Source organism: Mesorhizobium sp. RSR565B, from assembly GCF_054719465.1.
Genome location: NZ_JBTTIE010000001.1, coordinates 1,505,681 through 1,523,513 on the forward strand (window position 1 = coordinate 1,505,681; position 17,833 = coordinate 1,523,513).

A 17,833-nucleotide genomic window follows, 5' to 3' on the forward strand; every position below is an offset into this window, starting at 1 on the left:
CAAGACAGGCGAAACTGAATACCGGTCGCGGTGCCTGCCACTCCTGTAACAAGCGGTGCCGCCGAAGACAAAGAAAAAGGGGCGCCCGGACCAAAGGGCACGCGCCGAAAGGAATGAAAGTGTCTGGTTTCGCGTCGCTTCGCCTGATCCTCAGCGCAGCGCTTCTCGGCGCTCTCCTGCATTCCCCGCAAGCCGCGGCGCAAGGTGCCGCCGCACCTGTGCAGACGGTCACGCTCGGGCCGAGCGGCCTGCCGCTGCCGCGTTTCGTCAGCCTGAAATCGGCTCGCGTCAACTCGCGCGTTGGCCCCGGCGCCAACTATTCCGTCGACTGGATGTACACAAAGGCCGGCCTGCCGATGGAAATCATCCAGGAATTCGATACCTGGCGGCGGGTGCGCGATGCCGATGGCTCGGAGGGTTGGATCAACCAGTCGCTGCTGTCCGGCCGCCGGACCGCGATCGTCGCCCCTTGGCAACGCACCAAAGGTGGCCGAATCAATCTGCTCGACGATGCCGATAAGGACGCCAGCGTCATCGCCATCATCGAGCCGGGCGTTACGGGCACGATCAAAACCTGCGATGGCCAGTGGTGCGAAATGACCTTCGACGGCCACACCGGCTGGATCGCCCAGTCTCAGGTGTGGGGCGCCTATCCCGGCGAGCACGTCAAGAATTGAGATTGCTGGAGGCCTAACGGCCGATACGGCCGAGATGGGTGTCCTGAAAACCGGTCGACAGTTTGAGACCGTAGCCGAGCGCGCGGTCGACGGCGATGTGGATGATCCAGATCAGACCAATCGCGGTCGCCGTCGAATTGGCCAGAACATATCCGGCGAGGGCCAGCAACAGCGGGACGATCAGGATGTGCAACGCGTTGTAAGCGACAGCGCCGATCCGTGCCCCGGCGAGATAGCCCAGCATCGACAGGTCGGGCGCCAGAATAAGCAGGGCGAACAGCCACCAGGAAACGCCTGACGCGGCATAGGCGACTATAGCCACGACCGCGACCGCAACCCATTCGAGCCGGATTGCAAAATCGACAGGTTTCACGGGTTGGGGCTTAAACGCTGCGCTTCGGGCGCAGCCTCACCACGATGTCGACATTGGCGATCTCCATGCCTGCGGGTGGCTCCGGCAGGTTGGAGACGGTCACCGGACCGCTTTCTATATCGAAGATCCTGTTTTCGCCTTCGATGTAAAAATGATGGTGATCGGAGGTGTTGGTGTCGAAATAGGTCTTGGACCCCTCGACCGCCAGGATGCGCAGCAGGCCGGCCTGGGTGAACTGGTGAAGCGCGTTGTAGACGGTGGCGAGCGAGACCGGCACGCCGGCGGCGACCGCCTCTTCATGCAGTTCCTCGGCCGAAAGGTGGCGGTCGCCCTTGGCAAACAGCAGATCGGCCAGCGCAATGCGTTGGCGTGTCGGCCTGAGGCCGGCTTCGCGAACCCGCTTGTCCACAGCGACATTTTCCTTCCGGCAGCCCAGATCCATCTATCCGTCCAAGCCCACAGTTCTGCCTCAAGACACGCCCAGAGTGGCGAAAAAACGTCATCAACCGAAACTGGATACCTCCCGACATATATTCTGTTGGCGGAATACGATCAATAGAGCGACGTGCGGCCAGTTGGACGCACCAAATGCGCTCTATCACTTTTGGCGTAGCATCGTGCTTTCTGGAAATCGGAATCGATTTCCAGGCCGATGCGAGAGCGCGCATTGACCCGGGCAGACGGGCGGGTTAAGCGCAAACGCCGGTTTCCGGCCCGAATGGGATTGTGTTAGGAAACCAACGACAAGGGCGCCCCACCGCCCGGGACGATTATGGGGACGAGACATATGGCGGGTTCGAAATCCAGCTACGGTTATGAGGAATTGCTCGCCTGCGCCCGCGGCGAGCTGTTCGGGCCCGGCAACGCCCAGCTACCCTACCCGCCCATGCTGATGTTCGACCGCATCACCGAGATCAGCGAGACCGGCGGCGCCTACGACAAGGGTTTCATCCGTGCCGAATTCGACATCAAGCCGGACCTGTGGTTCTTCGCCTGCCATTTCATCGGCAATCCGATCATGCCGGGGTGCCTGGGCCTTGACGCCATGTGGCAATTGACGGGTTTTTACCTCGGCTGGCTCGGCGAGCCGGGCAAGGGCATGGCGCTGTCGACCGGCGAGGTCAAGTTCAAGGGCATGGTGACGCCTTCGGTCAAGAAGGTGGAATACGGCATCGATTTCAAGCGCGTCATGCGTGGACGCCTGGTGCTCGGTATCGCCGATGGCTGGCTTAAGGCCGACGGCGAACCCATATACGCTGCGACGGACCTCAAGGTGGGGCTGTCCAAGCAATCGGCCGCCTGACCGGCGCCACTGCAGCGGCGCGTTCTTCCGAGACGCAACGCCGCTGCGGCATTTTGATTTTGCGTATGATCGCCGGCGAAAACCGACTAGGGTTTCGGGATCATCCGCTGGAAGGAGTTGCGAATGAGAAGGGTCGTCGTCACAGGCCTCGGCATCGTATCGTCGATCGGCAACAACGCCAACGAGGTGCAATCCTCGCTCCATGATGCCAAATCAGGCATCAGCTTCTCAGATTCCTTCGCCGAACACGGCTTCCGCTGCCAGGTCTGGGGTGCGCCGACGCTCGACCCGACCCCTATGATCGACCGGCGCGCCATGCGCTTCCTGAGCCAGGGCGCGGCCTGGAACCATGTCGCGATGGACCAGGCGATCGCCGACGCCGGGCTTGGCGAAAGCGACATCACCAATGAGCGCACCGGCATCGTCATGGGCTCGGGTGGCCCCTCGACCCGCACCATCGTCGAGGCGGCCGAGACCACGCTCAAGAACAACAGCCCCAAGCGCATCGGTCCGTTCGCGGTGCCGAAGGCGATGTCGTCGACCGCGTCGGCGACGCTCGCCACCTGGTTCAAGATCCACGGCGTCAACTATTCGATCTCGTCGGCCTGCTCGACCTCGGCGCATTGCATCGGCAACGCCTACGAACTGATCCAGTGGGGCAAGCAGGATGTGATGTTTGCCGGCGGCCATGAGGACCTCGACTGGACGATGTCGGACCTGTTCGATGCCATGGGGGCGATGTCGTCGAAGTATAACGACAAGGCGTCAACAGCGTCACGCGCGTATGACGCCAATCGCGATGGCTTCGTCATCGCGGGTGGCGCGGGCGTCCTCATCCTGGAGGAGCTCGAACACGCCAAGGCGCGCGGGGCCAAGATCTACGCTGAGATCGTCGGCTATGGCGCGACGTCGGACGGTTACGACATGGTGGCGCCGTCGGGCGAAGGCGCGGTGCGCTGCATGCGCCAGGCTCTGGCGACGGTGTCCACGCCCGTCGACTACATCAACACCCACGGCACCTCGACGCCGGTCGGCGATTCCCGGGAAATGGGCGCCATCCGAGAGGTGTTCGGCGACAAGATGCCGTTCATCACCTCGACCAAGTCGCTGACCGGCCATTCGCTGGGTGCCGCCGGCGTCCAGGAATCGATCTACTCGATCCTGATGATGCAAGGCGGCTTCATCGGCGAGAGCGCCCATATCGAAAACCTCGATCCCGAATTCGAGGGCATGCCGATCGTGCGCAAGCGCATCGACGACGCCAGGATCGACACGGTTTTGTCCAACTCGTTCGGCTTCGGTGGCACCAACGCAACGCTGATTTTCCAGCGCTATTCCGCATAAGGCCAGCGTTTTTTTGTAGGGGGATTGCCGGCCATGGACGGACTGATGAAGGGCAAGCGCGGGCTCGTCATGGGCGTCGCCAACGATCATTCGATCGCCTGGGGCATCGCCAGGAAATTGTCCGAACACGGAGCGGAGCTTGCCTTCACCTATCAGGGCGACGCATTCGGGCGCCGCGTCAAGCCGCTTGCCGAGAAGCTTGGGGCGTCTCTGGTGGTGCCGTGCGACGTCGAGGACAGCGCATCGGTCGCCGCCACCTTCGAGACGCTCGGCAAGGAATGGGGCGGGCTCGACTTCGTCGTCCACGCCATCGGCTTTTCCGACAAAAACGAGCTCAAGGGGCTCTACGCCGACACCAGCCGCGACAATTTCGTCCGCACCATGGTCATCTCCTGCTACTCCTTCACCGAGGTCGCCCGCCATGCCGCCCCGCTGATGAGCGAAGGCGGCGCGATGATCACGCTGACCTATGCCGGCTCTGTCCGCGTCATGCCGAACTACAACGTCATGGGCGTCGCCAAGGCCGGGCTGGAAGCCAGCGTGCGCTATCTCGCCAACGATTATGGCCCGCGCGGCATCCGGGTGAACGGCATATCGGCGGGACCGGTGCGTACGCTGGCCGGCGCCGGAATCTCGGACGCCCGCCACATGTACTCCTACCAGCAGCGCAACTCGCCGCTGCGCCGCACGGTGACCATCGACGAGGTCGGCGGCTCGGCGCTCTATCTTTTGTCCGACCTCTCGTCAGGCGTCACCGGCGAAATCCACTATGTGGATTCCGGCTATCACATCGTCTCGATGCCAACCCTGGATGAGTTGAAGCAGACCGACAGCGTACGCGATTAATTCACCAGAAAAATTAGATGCATCGGCGGAAACTCATTTTAAGGAGATATCCGCTAGAAGTCTTATGGGCTTGGGCTCTGCGCGTTCTTGCTGGGCGCAAAGGATGCTTTAGCCTTTATGAATTTTGCGCTTGATATTTCCCGAAAGTCGAGTTGATTTCGGGATCATGCGACAGGGACTGAGCAATGCCTGCTGTCAGCAACCCGAAGCGAACACCTGTGTTCCGGCTGCTCACCGTCGCCAGTTCGGGCCTTGGCAGTTTCATCCTTGGGCTTTGGGGCCTCCGGCATGGTTTCGGGGACGGCTTTGCCGGCATGCAGGCGGAAACCATGATCGGCATCGCGTCGGCGCTATGCGCGCTGGCCGCCGCCGGTGCTGCCTTGTCCTTCTTCGCCGGCGTCGATGAATCGGTGGACTACGTTTTCAACGAAACCCATTTCGACAAGCTGACCGGGCTTTTTGCGCGGCCGGCGATGGTCGGCAGGATTGCCGACGCGGCGTTCGCGACGATCAGGACCGGTGAGCCGGTGTTCCTCATCGACATCGACATCGACCGCTTCAAGCAGATCAACGACGCCATCGGCTACAGCCATGGCGACGAACTGATCCGCGGCTTCACCAAGCGGTTGAAGGCCTGCATGCCCGAAGGCGCGGTGATGGGGCGCATCGGCGCCGGCGAGTTCGCTATCCTTGTCTGGGAACACCAACTCCAAAGGTCCATGGAAAGCACCGTCGAAACCATGATCGAGGAGATGCTGAAGCCGTACCAGCTCGATTCCCACCTGCAGTCGGTCGGCCTGTCGGTCGGCATCGTGGCGATGCCAAAGGATGGCGTCGATCCGGTCCTCATCCTGCGCCGCTCCAACCTGGCGCTGCAGAATGCCCGCGCCGGCGGCGTGGGCAACTGGTCGGTCTTCCATTCCTACATGGGCCAGGTCGCCGACTACCGCCACTGGATCGAATCCGAACTGCACATCGCCTTCGTCCGTGGCGATTTCGACCTTCACTACCAGCCGCAGCTCGACCTGCCGACCGGCCGTATCGTCGGCTACGAGGCGCTGATCCGCTGGAAGCACCCGGAACGCGGCATGATCCCGCCGATGGAATTCATTCCGATCGCCGAAGAGACCGGCATGATCCACCCGATCGGCAATTGGGTGCTGAACAAGGCCTGCAGCGATGCCCGTCATTTGCCCGAGGACTGCTTCGTTGCCGTCAACATCTCGCCGGTCCAGTTCATGACCAAGGATTTCGTCGGCATCGTGCGCGATACGATGGCCAGCACCGGCATCAAGCCGTCGCGGCTGGAGCTCGAAGTGACCGAGACGGCGATGATGCAGGACCGCGACCGCGCCGCCACCATCCTGCAGCAGCTTGCCGACATGGGCATTTCGGTGGCCGTCGACGATTTCGGCACCGGCTATTCCAATCTCAGCTACCTGATCGACTTCGCCTTCGGCAAGCTGAAGATCGACCGCTCCTTCGTCAGCCGCATCGACACCGATTCCAATTCGGGCGCCGTCGTCTCTACCATCGTCGGCCTGTCGCGGGCGCTCGGCGTCGGCATCATCGCCGAAGGCGTCGAGACCGAGAACCAGGCGACGCTTTTGCGAGCAGCTGGTTGCGAGATGGTGCAGGGCTATCTGTTCGGCAGGCCGGCGCCGCTCAAGATCAAGCCTGGCGATATCAGACCGACCATTCCCGTCCACGAGCCGGCGCGCATCGTCAGCATGCATTGAGGCGACCGGCACCGTCCTATCGGCGCGCGGAGAAAACCTTGAACATGCCGTCGCGGGCGAGCTCGGCATGGCTGGAGAAGACGGCCTTCAGAACCGGTTCGTAAGGCAGCTGACGGTTCGCCACCATGAACAGCCGCCCGCCCGGCTTCAGCGCCTTGCCCGCCGCCTGGATCATGCCGGCGCCGATTTCCGGCTCGGCCGCCCGGCTGCGATGGAAGGGCGGGTTCATGACGATGGCATCATAGCGCCGCTCGACCGGCTCGCTCAGCAGATCGGTCCAGAAGAAGCCGGGCTCGAAGCCTGTCTGGCCGATATTGCCCTTGGCCGCCTCAAGCGCGTCGAAATCCGCTTCGTAAAGGTCGAGCCCCGTTATACCGGATGAACGTGCCGCGACCTCGGCGGCGACATAACCCCAGCCGGCGCAGAAATCAGCAATGTTGCCGCGCAGGTCTTTGGGCAGGTTGTCGACCAGAAGTTTCGAGCCGGCGTCGATCCGGTCGAAGGAGAACATGCCCGGCGCAGTGCGGAAGCGGTCCTCTACGACCAAGGCAGGATTGGCGACGCGCAGTTTTTCCGCGGGCGCCAGATCGACCGGACGGCGAAGCCAGAAGGCGATGCCGTGATATTTCGGCAGATGCCCTTCGATGGGGACAAGCTCGTCGATGCGCTTGCGCAGGCTGGCGATGCCTTCGTCCTTACCGCCGGCGACAATGATCAGACCGCCCGGCGTGACGCGTTCGATCGCCTCGGCAATACGCATCTCGTTTAGCCCACGATGGCGGCCGGCAAGCACGAGCGCTGCATCGAATGCATCGCCTTCCGAGCGGGGCGTTACCTTGTGACCGGCACGCTCCAGCGCTCGGAGATGCGGCCGGAAACCCTGTGCAAGATGGAGCTCTGCCTCGAAGCCTTCCGGCAAGCGGAAGCCGGGCTCCGCACCCAGGAACAACACACGCTCGCCCTTTTGCGGCAGAGGGAGCCCCTCGGCCTCGAAGGGATGGAACAGTGTCTTCAGCGGCTCAGCGGCCATTCTTCGATTCTCATGTCGTAGACGGGTATTAAACGAAAACGGGCGCGACATAAGCCGCGCCCGTTCAACTCTATTGTCAGACCACTCAGGCGGCGTTTTCTTCGCCTTCGGCCTTCTTGTCGCGGGCGATTTCCTTGCCGGTGGCCTGGTCGACGACCTTCATCGACAGGCGGACCTTGCCGCGCTCGTCGAAGCCCATCAGCTTGACCCAGACCTTGTCGCCTTCCTTGACGACGTCCGAGGTCTTGGCGACCCGGTCGTTGGCAAGCTGCGAGATGTGGACGAGGCCGTCACGCGGACCGAAGAAGTTGACGAAAGCGCCGAAGTCGGCGGTCTTGACGACCGTGCCTTCGTAGATTTCGCCGACTTCCGGCTCGGCGACGATGGTATGGATCCACTTCTTGGCCGCCTCGATCTCCTTGGCGTTCGACGAAGCGATCTTGACCGTGCCGTCGTCCTCGATGTTGATCTTTGCGCCGGTCTTCTCGACGATCTCACGGATAACCTTGCCGCCGGAGCCGATCACGTCGCGGATCTTGTCGGTCGGGATGTGCATAACCTCGATGCGCGGTGCGAACTCACCGAGTTCGGGGCGGGCGCCGGTCAGAGCATGCGCCATCTCGCTGAGGATATGCTGGCGGCCGTCCTTGGCCTGGTCCAGCGCGATCTTCATGATCTCCTCGGTGATGCCCTCGATCTTGATGTCCATCTGCAGCGAGGTGATGCCGCCTTCGGTACCGGCAACTTTGAAGTCCATGTCGCCGAGGTGATCTTCGTCACCCAGGATGTCGGACAGAACCGCGAAGCGCTCGCCTTCCTTGATCAGGCCCATCGCGATACCAGCAACCGGCTTGGCCAGCGGAACGCCGGCATCCATCAGCGCCAGCGATGTGCCGCAGACGGTGGCCATCGACGACGAACCGTTGGACTCGGTGATCTCCGAGACGACGCGCAGCGTGTAGGGGAACTGGTCCGCGCTCGGCAGCATCGGACGGATGGCGCGCCAGGCGAGCTTGCCGTGGCCGATTTCGCGGCGGCCCGGCGAACCCATGCGGCCGGTCTCGCCGACGGAGTAGGGAGGGAAGTTGTAGTGAAGGAGGAACTTCTCCTTGTACATACCGGTCAGCGAATCGACATACTGCTCGTCCTCGCCGGTGCCCAGCGTGGCAACGACCAGCGCCTGGGTCTCGCCGCGGGTGAACAGCGCCGAACCGTGCGTGCGCGGCAGGACGCCGACTTCCGAGACGATCTTGCGGACAGTCTTGAGGTCACGGCCATCGATGCGCGAACCGGTGTCGAGGATGTTCCAGCGCACGACCTTGGCCTGGAGTTCCTTGAACACCGAACCGATCTGCTCGGAGGTGTACTTGGCGTCTTCGCCTTCAGCCGGGGCAAACGCAGCCTTGACCTTCGCCTTGACGGCGTCGACGGCGGCGTAACGCTTCTGCTTGTCGACGTTCTTGTAGGCATTGCTGAGCTCGTCGCCGACGATCTTCAGCATTTCGGCTTCGAGCGCGGAGTAGTCCGGTGCCGTGAAATCGCGCGGCTCCTTGGCGGCAACTTCGGCCAGCTTGATGATGGCGTCGATGACCGGCTGGAAGCCCCTGTGGCCGAACATGACGGCGCCGAGCATCAGCTCTTCGCCGAGTTCCTTGGCTTCGGACTCGACCATCAGCACGGCGTCGGCGGTGCCGGCGACAATGAGGTCCAGCCTGGATTCCTGCATCTCGTCGACATGCGGGTTCAGCACGTATTCGCCGTTGATGTAGCCGACGCGCGCACCACCGATCGGGCCCATGAAAGGAACGCCCGACAGCGTCAAAGCGGCCGAGGTGGCGACGATCGACAGGATGTCGGGATCGTTCTCGAGGTCATGCTGGACCACGGTGACGACGATCTGGGTGTCGTTCTTATAGCCGTCGGCGAAGAGCGGGCGGATCGGGCGGTCGATCAGGCGGGAAACCAGCGTTTCCTTTTCGCTCGGACGTCCCTCGCGCTTGAAGTAGCCGCCGGGGATCTTGCCGGCGGCGTAGGTCTTTTCCTGGTAGTTGACGGTCAGCGGGAAGAAATCGAGGCCTGGCTTCGGCTCCTTCATCGAAACGACGGTGGCGAGAACCTTGGTTTCGCCGTAGGTCGCAAGCACCGCGCCGTCAGCCTGACGTGCGATCTTGCCGGTTTCCAGGATGAGCGGACGGCCGCCCCATTCGATTTCCACTTTGTGGTAGTTGAACATATCTTGTCCTTAATAAGCGGAAAGGGCCGCGCCGTTTCACGGTGCGCGGATGCCCTTTCCCTGGCTTCCTTTCTCGGGCAGCCACGGGCAAGACAACGGGAAGCTCGGGTAGATTTCGGCGCTGGTTAGCGCACGAGCGTCCTGCAATCCTGCCCCATGACCGTCCATGGGCGGTTTCGAGTGGCCTCTGCACGCTCGAAACCGGGTCTGGCCAATCGGTGCGACTGGCAGAATGCGCGACCGGCGGGCTCTCCTTCGAAAGCCCGCCGGTCAATTCGTCAACGGCGCAGACCGAGCTTCTCGATCAACGTCTGATAGCGCGCGTCATCCTTGCGCTTGAGATAATCAAGCAGGCTGCGGCGCTGGGAGACGAGAGCGAGCAGACCACGGCGGGAATGGTTATCCTTCTTGTGGTCCTTGAAGTGGTCGGTCAGGTTCTTGATGCGCTCGGAAAGGATGGCCACCTGGACTTCCGGAGACCCGGTATCGCCCTTCGCGGTTGCGAATTCACCCATCAATTCCTGTTTGCGCTCGGCAGTAATCGACATCGTGTTTTTCCTTATCTGTTTGAGGAAACGGGTCGCCCTCAGCCGGGATGTCGTCCAGCAGGGGCCGGTGCAAGCAAAGCGACATGGCGCGATGCTGCGGCGCATATAGGGCAATTCCCCGGAAAACACCAGCCCATTCATAAAGCCGGCTTGTCGCAGCCCTTTGCTCGGGTATCCAGGATTCCCTTGACACCGAAACCTTACAGCCACTTCTTGCTTTTGAAGAAGACGATCAGCCCGACAGCAACGGCCAGCATGAACAGCAGCGAAGCCGGGTAGCCATAGTAGGCTTTCAGTTCCGGCATGTTCCACGGCGAGATCTCGGGATCGAAATTCATCCCCCAGATACCGACCAGGAAGGTTAGCGGCATGAAGATCACCGAGACGATGGTGAGATAAGAGATGACGTCGTTGGTACGCGCCTGGCTCAGCGACAAATGCATTTCGATCAAGCCGGTCAGCATATCACGCTGGTTCTCGACCAGCTCGATCAGCCGCAATGCGTGGTCGAGCGTGTCGTTGAAGAAGATTTTCGTCTCCGGCTTCACATAGGGCACGTCGTTGCGGATCAGCGTCGCCAGCGCGTCGCGCATCGGCCACAGCACGCCCTTGAGCACATTGGCGTCGCGCCGCAATTCGTGCAGCTGGCGCATCTGATGCTTGTGAGGCGTGTTGAGCATCTCGTCCTCGATGCCATCGACCTCCTCGCTAGCGGCCTCAATCGGCGGGAAATAGCTGTCGACGATGGAATCGATGAGCGCATAGGCCAGATAGTCGGCGCCGCGCATCCGCAAGCGGTTGGGCAACGCTGCGGCGATGCGCTTGCGCACGGGGTCGAACGGATCGCCTTCGCGCTCCTGGAAGGTGACGACGAATTTCTTGCCGAAGAACACCGCGATCTGCTCATAGCGATGCACCTTGACGTCGTCGATCATGCGCATGACGACGAAGGCGTGGTCCTCGAAGAAGTCGACCTTCGGCCGCTGGCCGGTGTTGACGACATCTTCCAGAGCCAGTGGATGCAGGTTGAAGATCCGGCCGATCTCCTCGATCAGCTGGATGTTGGCGAGACCGGTGCAGTCCAGCCAGACGACCGGCCAATTGTCGCAATGGGTGTTGAGATCGTCGATGCTGGCATCGTTGATGGTCTTGAATTTTTCAGGCGAAATCAGCGTCAGCCGCAGCTCGGACCGTCGCGCCGCCGGATCGGCGATCAGCGTGCCGGGCGAGGCGCCAACCGGCGGCCGCCGCGTTGTCACCGGCGCCCGCTTCTTCACCGCCTCAGCCTTTGCCATGTGCCCCTCGGATGTGACGTCGACGTAAGACTAGACGAGAGTGGTCAGCCGACAAAGACCCGCTTCGGCTTGAACATGCCTTGCTCGATGGCGCCGATGGCGACAAGCTTGCCGCGCGCGGTGGCGCAGGCTTCCTCGGCTTCCACGGGCGCGTCGCGGCCGCGGATGATGACGGGATTGCCAAGGCGGATCTTGGTCGCCGCTTCGTCGCTGATGGCGATCTGGGGCAGGCAGTCGAGCGCGGCGGCCGTGTCGACAAGCAGCGCATCGATGGCGCCAAAGTCGATCGGCGCGTCGGAAACATCGGCGTCGCCCTCTTTGTCAGCTTCGCGCTGTTCGCCGAAACGGGCGGCTTCCAGTTCGGCGACGGTGACGAAATCCTCCTGGGTGAACGGCTCGACCTCGACCCGGCGTAGTTCAGCGATGTGGCCGAAGCAGCCGAGGTCGCGGCCCATGTCGCGGGCCAGCGAGCGCACATAGGTGCCTTTGCCGCATTCGACCTCGAACGAAGTGTGGTCGGCAGCGTGCTCGACGATGTCCAGACGGCCGATCTCGATCTCGCGCGCGGGGATGTCGACTGTCTCGCCCCCACGGGCGAGATCGTAGGCGCGTTCGCCTGATATCTTGATGGCCGAGAATTGCGGCGGTGTCTGCATGATGACGCCGGTGTAGTTCGGCAGCAGCGCCCTGACATCGTTTTCCGCCGGACGGCGGTCGGAACTTTGCGTCACCGGGCCTTCGAGATCGTCGGTCGAACGCTCCTCGCCCCAGGCGACGGTGAACCGGTAGATTTTGGCGCCGTCCTGCACATAAGGCACGGTCTTGGTTGCCTCGCCGAGCGCGATCGGCAGCATGCCAGAGGCCAGCGGGTCGAGTGTGCCGGCATGGCCGGCCTTTTCGGCCTGGAAAAGCCATTTGATCTTGGAGACGGCTTCGGTCGAACCCATGCCAACCGGCTTATCCAGCACCACCCAGCCGGAGATCGGCCGGCCCTTCTTCTTGCCGCGGCGCCCCACTATTTCTCGTCCTTGTCGTTGTCTTCGCCATCGGCACCCAAGTCTCGCGCGACTTCGGGCGATTTCAGCAAATCGTTGATCCTGGCGAAATTGTCGAAGGACGTATCGAGCTTGAAGCGGAACTCCGGCATGAATTTCATCTGGCGGAGCGCGCCGGAGACGCGGCCACGGACGAACTTCGCATGCTTGTTGAGCGCGTCGATGACCGCACCCGTGTCCTTGGCGCCGAGCGGCGAAACGAAGGCCGTTGCGACCCTCAGATCAGTCGACATGCGCACTTCCGAGACCGAAACCACGGTGTTCTCGATCAGCGGGTCGATAATCTCGCCGCGCTGCAAGGTTTCCGACAGCGCATGGCGCACCTGTTCGGCGACGCGAAGCATGCGCTGGGATGGGCTGGAGGCGGTTGGACGGGGCATTTTTCTCAATCCGGAAAGCGTGAGGCGCGGGATGGGACCGTGCCGCCATGTCTCATATTTGTTCTATGCATGTCGTTTATCCCGCACTTTTGGGCGACAGGCATTAAAGTTATGGCGGCGGTCTTTCGACCACCGCCCGGTCGTATCGACGGTATACGAACTCAGAGCGTCCGGGTCACCATCTCGACGCGGAAGCACTCGATGATGTCGCCAACGCGCATGTCCTCGTAGTTCTGGAAGGCCATGCCGCACTCCTGGCCGCCCGGAACTTCCGCGACTTCGTCCTTGAAGCGCTTGAGGGTCTTCAGCGTGCCTTCATGGATGACGACGTTGTCGCGGATCAGGCGCACGCCCGCTCCACGCTCGACCTTGCCTTCGGTGACACGGCAGCCGGCGATCTTGCCGACCTTGGTGATGTCGAAGATCTCGAGGATCTCGGCATTGCCGATGAAGGTCTCGCGGCGTTCCGGCGACAGCAGGCCGGAAAGTGCTGCCTTCACATCGTCGACGAGGTTGTAGATGATCGAGTAGTAGCGGATTTCGATGCCCGCGGCCGCCGCGGCCGCACGTGCCTGCACGTTGGCACGGACGTTGAAGCCGATGATCGCGGCCCCCGAGGTCTCCGCCAGCGACACGTCGCTTTCGGTGATGGCGCCGGCGCCGGCATGAACGATGCGCGCACGCACCTCGTCGGTGCCAAGCTTGTCGAGAGCGGCGTTGATCGCCTCGATCGAACCCTGCACGTCGCCCTTGATGACCAGCGGGAATTCCTTCAACCCGCTCGTCTGCAACTGCGACATCATCTGTTCAAGCGAGCCGCGCTGGCCGGCATGGCGAGCCACTGCCTTCTCGCGCGCCAGACGCTGGCGATATTCGGTGATCTCGCGGGCGCGGGCCTCGTTGTTGACGACAGCGAAGCGGTCGCCGGCTTGCGGCGTGCCTTGCAGGCCGAGCACCTCGACCGGCATTGCCGGCGGCGCCTCCTTGATCTGCTCGCCACGGTCGTTGACCAGCGCGCGCACCCGGCCCCATTCGTTGCCGGCGACGAGGATGTCGCCCGGCATCAAAGTGCCGGTCTGCACCAGTACTGTGGCGACGGGGCCACGGCCCTTGTCGAGCTGGGCTTCGATGACCACGCCCTCGGCGGTACGGTCCGGATTGGCCTTGAGGTCGAGGATTTCGGCCTGCAGCAGGATCGCTTCCAACAGCTTGTCGAGGTTGGTGCCCTTGGTCGCCGACACTTCGACGTCCAGCACTTCACCGCCCATCGATTCAACGAACACCTCATGGCGCAGCAGTTCCGACCGCACCTTCTGCGGATCGGCATCATGCTTGTCGATCTTGTTGATCGCCACGATGATCGGAACGCCGGCCGCCTTGGCATGGCTGATCGATTCGATGGTCTGCGGCATGACGCTGTCGTCGGCCGCCACCACCAGGATAGCGATGTCGGTCGCCTGAGCGCCGCGGGCGCGCATCGCCGTGAAGGCGGCGTGACCGGGCGTGTCGATGAAGGTGATCTTCTGACCGTTCTTCTCGACCTGGTAGGCGCCGATATGCTGGGTGATGCCGCCGGCTTCGCCGGAGACGACATTGGCATTGCGGATGGCGTCGAGCAGCGAGGTCTTGCCGTGGTCGACATGGCCCATGATGGTCACGACAGGCGGCCGCGACACCAGGTCCTCGGCATTGTCGGCAATGTTGAACAGGCCTTCCTCGATGTCGGACTCGGCGACGCGGCGGACCGTGTGGCCGAATTCGGTGGCGACCAGCTCGGCCGTGTCAGCGTCGATGATGTCGCCCGGCTTCAGGATCTGGCCCTGCTTCATGAAGTACTTGACCACATCGACAGCGCGCTCGGACATGCGCTGCGCCAGTTCCTGGATGGTGATGGTTTCAGGCAGGATCACTTCGCGCATAACCTTCTCGCGCGGCTCATTATGCATCGCGCGCTTGAATTTTTCCTGGCGGCGACGCATCGACGACAGCGAGCGGGCGCGCGCGTCCTCGTCGGAAAGAGCCGTGTTGAGGGTCAGCTTGCCGCGACGACGGTCTTCCTCGGCCTTGGTCGGCTTGGCCGGGCGCGCCACTTCGGGCGTAACCGGACGGCGTACCGGGGCACCGGCGGCGGTGCGCTTCGGCTTGACCTCTTCCTCGTCGTCCGACGCCACAAGCTCGGCAGCCTGCGGCGCGCGGCGGCGCGCTTCTTCCTCGGCGCGGCGGCGGGACTCGGCCTCGGTCTGCAGGCGGGCTTCTTCCTCGGCCTGACGGCGCGCGGATTCCTCGCGCTCGCGCTTGCGGCGTTCCTCATCCTCGTTGCGGCGCTTGGCCTCTTCGATGGCGCGTTGGCGGTCCTCGACGTCGCGAACCTTGGAGCCTTCGAGCGCCCTGCGGCGCGCTTCCATTTCATTGCGCGACAGTTCGTTCAGCACCATGCCGCCGCGTTCGGCCGGCGGTGGCGGAGGCGGCGCCTTGGGCGCTTCCTGCACGACGGGGGCTGCCACTACCGCAGGCTTGGGCGTAAATACGGGTGCAGCCACCGGCTCCGGCTTGTCGCCGGGCATGGAGAATTTGCGCTTCTTGATCTCGACCTGGACCTGCTTGGTGCGGCCATGCGAGAAATTCTGTCGCACGACGCTCTGCTCGGTACCGGGGCGCTTCAGCGTCAAGGTCTTCTTCGGTGTAACACTCAACGTCTTGTCGTCGCCCGATTTCGTATCGCTCATTCCATATCCTCTGCAGCATCATCTTCGTCAGCAACGGCCGCAAGCATTGCCAGATCGTCGGGGGTTCCGCCCCGATATCGGTCGAGCGCAACCATGCGCCTCTCAACCGCCTTGCCCGCGTCTCCCGCGAGAACGGCAGCATGTATCACATTTGTACCCCCCAATGCCAAGCTCAACTCGGCCTCGGAGAAAAGTTTGTAGGCAAGGACTGCAGGCCCGCCGAGGTGGACAGTTGCCCGCCGCGCCTGACTGATCTTGCGCACGCCATCGTCGGATGCTTCGATCGCGTGGAGCACGAAAAGCGCCGACCCCGAGCGCACCGCGCTCTCGACCTTGGTTGCGCCGAGTGCGATCGAGCCAGCCTTGCGGGCAAGGCCAAGCATACCCAAAGCGGATCGTGCAAGCAGTCCGTCGACCATGCCGCCGAGATCGGGCGGCACGACGACCTGCGCCTTGAAGGCGCGGGCAAACAGGTTCTTCGCCGCCGCCTTGTCGATATGTAGGCGGTCGGCGCTCACCCAACAACCACGGCCGGGCAGATTTCTCTTCAGGTCAGGAACGACGGCCGAATCCGGGCCGACGACGAAACGGATCAGCTCATCCGGCTCGGCTTGCTTGCGCGTGACGATGCAGGTGCGATCGTTCATCTCGTCCTGGGGCGGGTTGTGTGCGATGCGGTTTCACCTCACGCACCAACGGCTTCGTCAGCCGGGACCTGTTCGGCTGCAAGCTCGTCTTCGGTGATCCAGCCGGCCTTGAGGCGGGCTGCCAGAACCATCTGCTCGGCGTCGGCGCGCGACACGCCGTGATTGGCGAGCACACCCGGGAATACCTTGGTCTCGCCGTCCTTGCGTTCCTTCCAGCCGGTCAGGTCGTCGGCGGCATAGCCGGCGAAATCCTCGATCGTCTTCACGCCATCCTCGCCGAGCGTCACCATCATGGCGGTGGTGACGCCAGGGATCTCGCGCAGTTCGTCGGTGACGCCCAGCGCCTTGCGCTTGTCGTCATGCTCGGCTTCGATCTTCTCCAGATATTCGCGGGCGCGGGTCTGGATCTCCGAAGCGGTGTCTTCGTCGAAACCGTCGATCGAGGCGATCTCGCCCGAATCGACGTAGGCAACTTCCTCGACGCTGGTGAAGCCTTCGGAGGCCAACACCTGGCCGACCATCTCGTCGACATCAAGGGCTTCCATGAACAGCGACGAGCGTTCGACGAATTCCTTCTGGCGGCGCTCAGACTCCTCGGCCTCGGTCAGGATGTCGATGTCCCAGCCGGTGAGCTGCGAGGCAAGACGCACGTTCTGGCCGCGACGGCCGATGGCCAGCGACAGCTGGTCGTCGGGAACCACCACTTCGATGCGCTCGGCATCCTCGTCGAGCACCACCTTGGCGACTTCCGCCGGCTGCAGCGCGTTGACGATGAAGGAGGCGGCCGAAGGCGACCACGGAATGATGTCGATCTTTTCGCCCTGCAATTCGCCGACCACGGCCTGGACGCGGCTGCCGCGCATACCGACGCAGGCGCCGACCGGATCGATCGACGAGTCACGCGAAATGACGGCGATCTTAGCGCGCGAGCCTGGGTCGCGGGCGACCGACTTGATCTCGATGATGCCGTCATAGATTTCCGGCACTTCCATGGTGAAGAGCTTGGCCATGAACTGCGGATGGGTGCGCGACAGGAATATCTGCGGGCCGCGCTGTTCGCGGCGCACGTCGTAGACATAGGCGCGGACGCGGTCGCCGTACTTGTAGTTTTCACGCGGGATCAGCTCGTCGCGGCGGATAATCGCCTCGCCACGGCCGAGATCGACGATGACGTTGCCATATTCGACGCGCTTGACGGTGCCGTTGACGATCTCGCCGATGCGGTCCTTGTATTCGTCATACTGGCGGTCGCGCTCGGCCTCGCGCACTTTCTGCACGATGACCTGCTTGGCTGACTGGGCGGCGATGCGGCCGAAATCCATTGGCGGCAGCTGTTCGGCGATGAAGTCGCCAAGCTGGGCGTCCGGATTGCGCTCGCGGGCCGAGGAAATGGCGATCTGGGTGGCGTAGTCGTCGACCTTCTCGACCACTTCCATCAGCCGCTGCAGCTTCATCTCGCCGGTGTTGGCGTTGATGTCGGCGCGGATGTTGGTTTCCTGGCCGTAGCGCGAGCGCGCGGCCTTCTGGATCGCATCAGCCATGGCGGCAATGACGATCGACTTGTCGATCGACTTTTCACGCGCCACCGCGTCGGCGATCTGCAGCAGTTCAAGTCTGTTGGCGCTTACAACCATCTT

16 protein-coding genes are annotated in these 17,833 nt (G+C 62.8%); 5 read left to right on the top strand and 11 right to left on the bottom strand.

The annotated features are described in order from the left end of the window. The first annotated feature begins 119 nt into the window (after window positions 1–119). Window positions 120–677, top strand: a complete 558-nt coding sequence (locus tag ACYG9R_RS07255) for an SH3 domain-containing protein (RefSeq protein WP_023669569.1) — start codon at window positions 120–122, stop codon at window positions 675–677. Window positions 678–690: 13 nt separating this feature from the next. Here the strand turns inward: ACYG9R_RS07255 and ACYG9R_RS07260 are convergent, their stop codons facing one another. Together ACYG9R_RS07260 and irrA are read right to left on the bottom strand one after the other, a co-directional pair. Beyond that, window positions 691–1,050: a DUF4260 domain-containing protein gene (locus tag ACYG9R_RS07260; protein WP_023669568.1), complete on the bottom strand. Its 360-nt coding sequence runs from the start codon at window positions 1,048–1,050 to the stop codon at window positions 691–693. Window positions 1,051–1,060: 10 nt separating this feature from the next. Next, entirely contained in the window at window positions 1,061–1,492 is a 432-nt protein-coding gene (gene irrA, locus ACYG9R_RS07265; RefSeq protein WP_023688734.1) for an iron response transcriptional regulator IrrA, read from the bottom strand. Window positions 1,493–1,837: 345 nt separating this feature from the next. Here irrA and fabA point away from each other — a divergent pair, with 345 nt between their 5' ends. The 4 genes from fabA (at window position 1,838) to ACYG9R_RS07285 (ending at window position 6,282) form a co-directional block, all read left to right on the top strand. Further along, the gene (fabA, locus tag ACYG9R_RS07270) at window positions 1,838–2,353 is read left to right on the top strand and encodes a 3-hydroxyacyl-[acyl-carrier-protein] dehydratase FabA (protein ID WP_023738185.1); all 516 of its coding nucleotides are present in this window, start codon (window positions 1,838–1,840) and stop codon (window positions 2,351–2,353) included. A 123-nt stretch (window positions 2,354–2,476) separates the two neighbouring features. Then, on the top strand, window positions 2,477–3,697 hold the full coding sequence (fabB, locus tag ACYG9R_RS07275) for a beta-ketoacyl-ACP synthase I (RefSeq protein WP_023823753.1): 1,221 nt from the start codon (window positions 2,477–2,479) through the stop codon (window positions 3,695–3,697). A 33-nt stretch (window positions 3,698–3,730) separates the two neighbouring features. Then, window positions 3,731–4,543 (top strand): enoyl-ACP reductase FabI, encoded by an 813-nt coding sequence (gene fabI, locus ACYG9R_RS07280; protein WP_023669564.1) that lies wholly within the window; start codon window positions 3,731–3,733, stop codon window positions 4,541–4,543. A 185-nt stretch (window positions 4,544–4,728) separates the two neighbouring features. Beyond that, complete coding sequence (locus ACYG9R_RS07285) at window positions 4,729–6,282, top strand: putative bifunctional diguanylate cyclase/phosphodiesterase (RefSeq protein ID WP_023823754.1); 1,554 nt, start codon at window positions 4,729–4,731, stop codon at window positions 6,280–6,282. Window positions 6,283–6,298: 16 nt separating this feature from the next. On the opposite strand, the gene ACYG9R_RS07290 is transcribed toward ACYG9R_RS07285, so the two are convergent. The 9 genes from ACYG9R_RS07290 to nusA all read right to left on the bottom strand — a co-directional run bounded on the left by ACYG9R_RS07290 (window position 6,299) and on the right by nusA (window position 17,830). Next, on the bottom strand, window positions 6,299–7,312 hold the full coding sequence (locus ACYG9R_RS07290; protein ID WP_023715304.1) for a class I SAM-dependent methyltransferase: 1,014 nt from the start codon (window positions 7,310–7,312) through the stop codon (window positions 6,299–6,301). 85 nt (window positions 7,313–7,397) lie between these two features. Next, window positions 7,398–9,545, bottom strand: coding sequence for a polyribonucleotide nucleotidyltransferase (gene pnp / locus ACYG9R_RS07295; protein WP_023682005.1), 2,148 nt, complete (start codon window positions 9,543–9,545; stop codon window positions 7,398–7,400). Between the two features lie 278 nt (window positions 9,546–9,823). Further along, complete coding sequence (rpsO, locus tag ACYG9R_RS07300; RefSeq protein WP_280790898.1) at window positions 9,824–10,198, bottom strand: 30S ribosomal protein S15; 375 nt, start codon at window positions 10,196–10,198, stop codon at window positions 9,824–9,826. 95 nt (window positions 10,199–10,293) lie between these two features. Beyond that, the gene (corA, locus tag ACYG9R_RS07305; RefSeq protein ID WP_023738181.1) at window positions 10,294–11,388 is read right to left on the bottom strand and encodes a magnesium/cobalt transporter CorA; all 1,095 of its coding nucleotides are present in this window, start codon (window positions 11,386–11,388) and stop codon (window positions 10,294–10,296) included. 44 nt (window positions 11,389–11,432) lie between these two features. Further along, window positions 11,433–12,404 carry a tRNA pseudouridine(55) synthase TruB gene (truB, locus tag ACYG9R_RS07310; protein ID WP_023746681.1) on the bottom strand — a complete coding sequence of 324 codons (972 nt, stop codon included), beginning with the start codon at window positions 12,402–12,404 and terminating at the stop codon, window positions 11,433–11,435. Further along, on the bottom strand, window positions 12,404–12,823 hold the full coding sequence (rbfA, locus tag ACYG9R_RS07315; RefSeq protein ID WP_023669558.1) for a 30S ribosome-binding factor RbfA: 420 nt from the start codon (window positions 12,821–12,823) through the stop codon (window positions 12,404–12,406). Before rbfA ends, truB begins: the two co-directional genes overlap by 1 nt. Before the next feature lie 161 nt (window positions 12,824–12,984). Then, window positions 12,985–15,549 carry a translation initiation factor IF-2 gene (gene infB / locus ACYG9R_RS07320; RefSeq protein WP_023669557.1) on the bottom strand — a complete coding sequence of 855 codons (2,565 nt, stop codon included), beginning with the start codon at window positions 15,547–15,549 and terminating at the stop codon, window positions 12,985–12,987. Next, window positions 15,546–16,196 carry an RNA-binding protein gene (locus tag ACYG9R_RS07325; RefSeq protein WP_023823755.1) on the bottom strand — a complete coding sequence of 217 codons (651 nt, stop codon included), beginning with the start codon at window positions 16,194–16,196 and terminating at the stop codon, window positions 15,546–15,548. The genes infB and ACYG9R_RS07325 overlap by 4 nt, the downstream gene beginning before the upstream one ends. A gap of 38 nt (window positions 16,197–16,234) precedes the next feature. Then, window positions 16,235–17,830 (bottom strand): transcription termination factor NusA, encoded by a 1,596-nt coding sequence (nusA, locus tag ACYG9R_RS07330; RefSeq protein ID WP_023669555.1) that lies wholly within the window; start codon window positions 17,828–17,830, stop codon window positions 16,235–16,237. Window positions 17,831–17,833 lie beyond the last annotated feature (3 nt).

What these genes read in the sequence shown, in the direction of transcription:
- irrA (WP_023688734.1), bottom strand. Translation starts at nt 1,492, where the DNA reads ATGGATCTGGGCTGCCGGAAGGAAAATGTCGCTGTGGACAAGCGGGTT.
- fabA (WP_023738185.1), top strand. Translation starts at nt 1,838, where the DNA reads ATGGCGGGTTCGAAATCCAGCTACGGTTATGAGGAATTGCTCGCCTGC.
- fabB (WP_023823753.1), top strand. Translation starts at nt 2,477, where the DNA reads ATGAGAAGGGTCGTCGTCACAGGCCTCGGCATCGTATCGTCGATCGGC.
- fabI (WP_023669564.1), top strand. Translation starts at nt 3,731, where the DNA reads ATGGACGGACTGATGAAGGGCAAGCGCGGGCTCGTCATGGGCGTCGCC.
- ACYG9R_RS07285 (WP_023823754.1), top strand. Translation starts at nt 4,729, where the DNA reads ATGCCTGCTGTCAGCAACCCGAAGCGAACACCTGTGTTCCGGCTGCTC.
- ACYG9R_RS07290 (WP_023715304.1), bottom strand. Translation starts at nt 7,312, where the DNA reads ATGGCCGCTGAGCCGCTGAAGACACTGTTCCATCCCTTCGAGGCCGAG.
- pnp (WP_023682005.1), bottom strand. Translation starts at nt 9,545, where the DNA reads ATGTTCAACTACCACAAAGTGGAAATCGAATGGGGCGGCCGTCCGCTC.
- rpsO (WP_280790898.1), bottom strand. Translation starts at nt 10,198, where the DNA reads ATGCGCCGCAGCATCGCGCCATGTCGCTTTGCTTGCACCGGCCCCTGC.
- corA (WP_023738181.1), bottom strand. Translation starts at nt 11,388, where the DNA reads ATGGCAAAGGCTGAGGCGGTGAAGAAGCGGGCGCCGGTGACAACGCGG.
- rbfA (WP_023669558.1), bottom strand. Translation starts at nt 12,823, where the DNA reads ATGCCCCGTCCAACCGCCTCCAGCCCATCCCAGCGCATGCTTCGCGTC.
- infB (WP_023669557.1), bottom strand. Translation starts at nt 15,549, where the DNA reads ATGAGCGATACGAAATCGGGCGACGACAAGACGTTGAGTGTTACACCG.
- ACYG9R_RS07325 (WP_023823755.1), bottom strand. Translation starts at nt 16,196, where the DNA reads ATGAACGATCGCACCTGCATCGTCACGCGCAAGCAAGCCGAGCCGGAT.
- nusA (WP_023669555.1), bottom strand. Translation starts at nt 17,830, where the DNA reads ATGGTTGTAAGCGCCAACAGACTTGAACTGCTGCAGATCGCCGACGCG.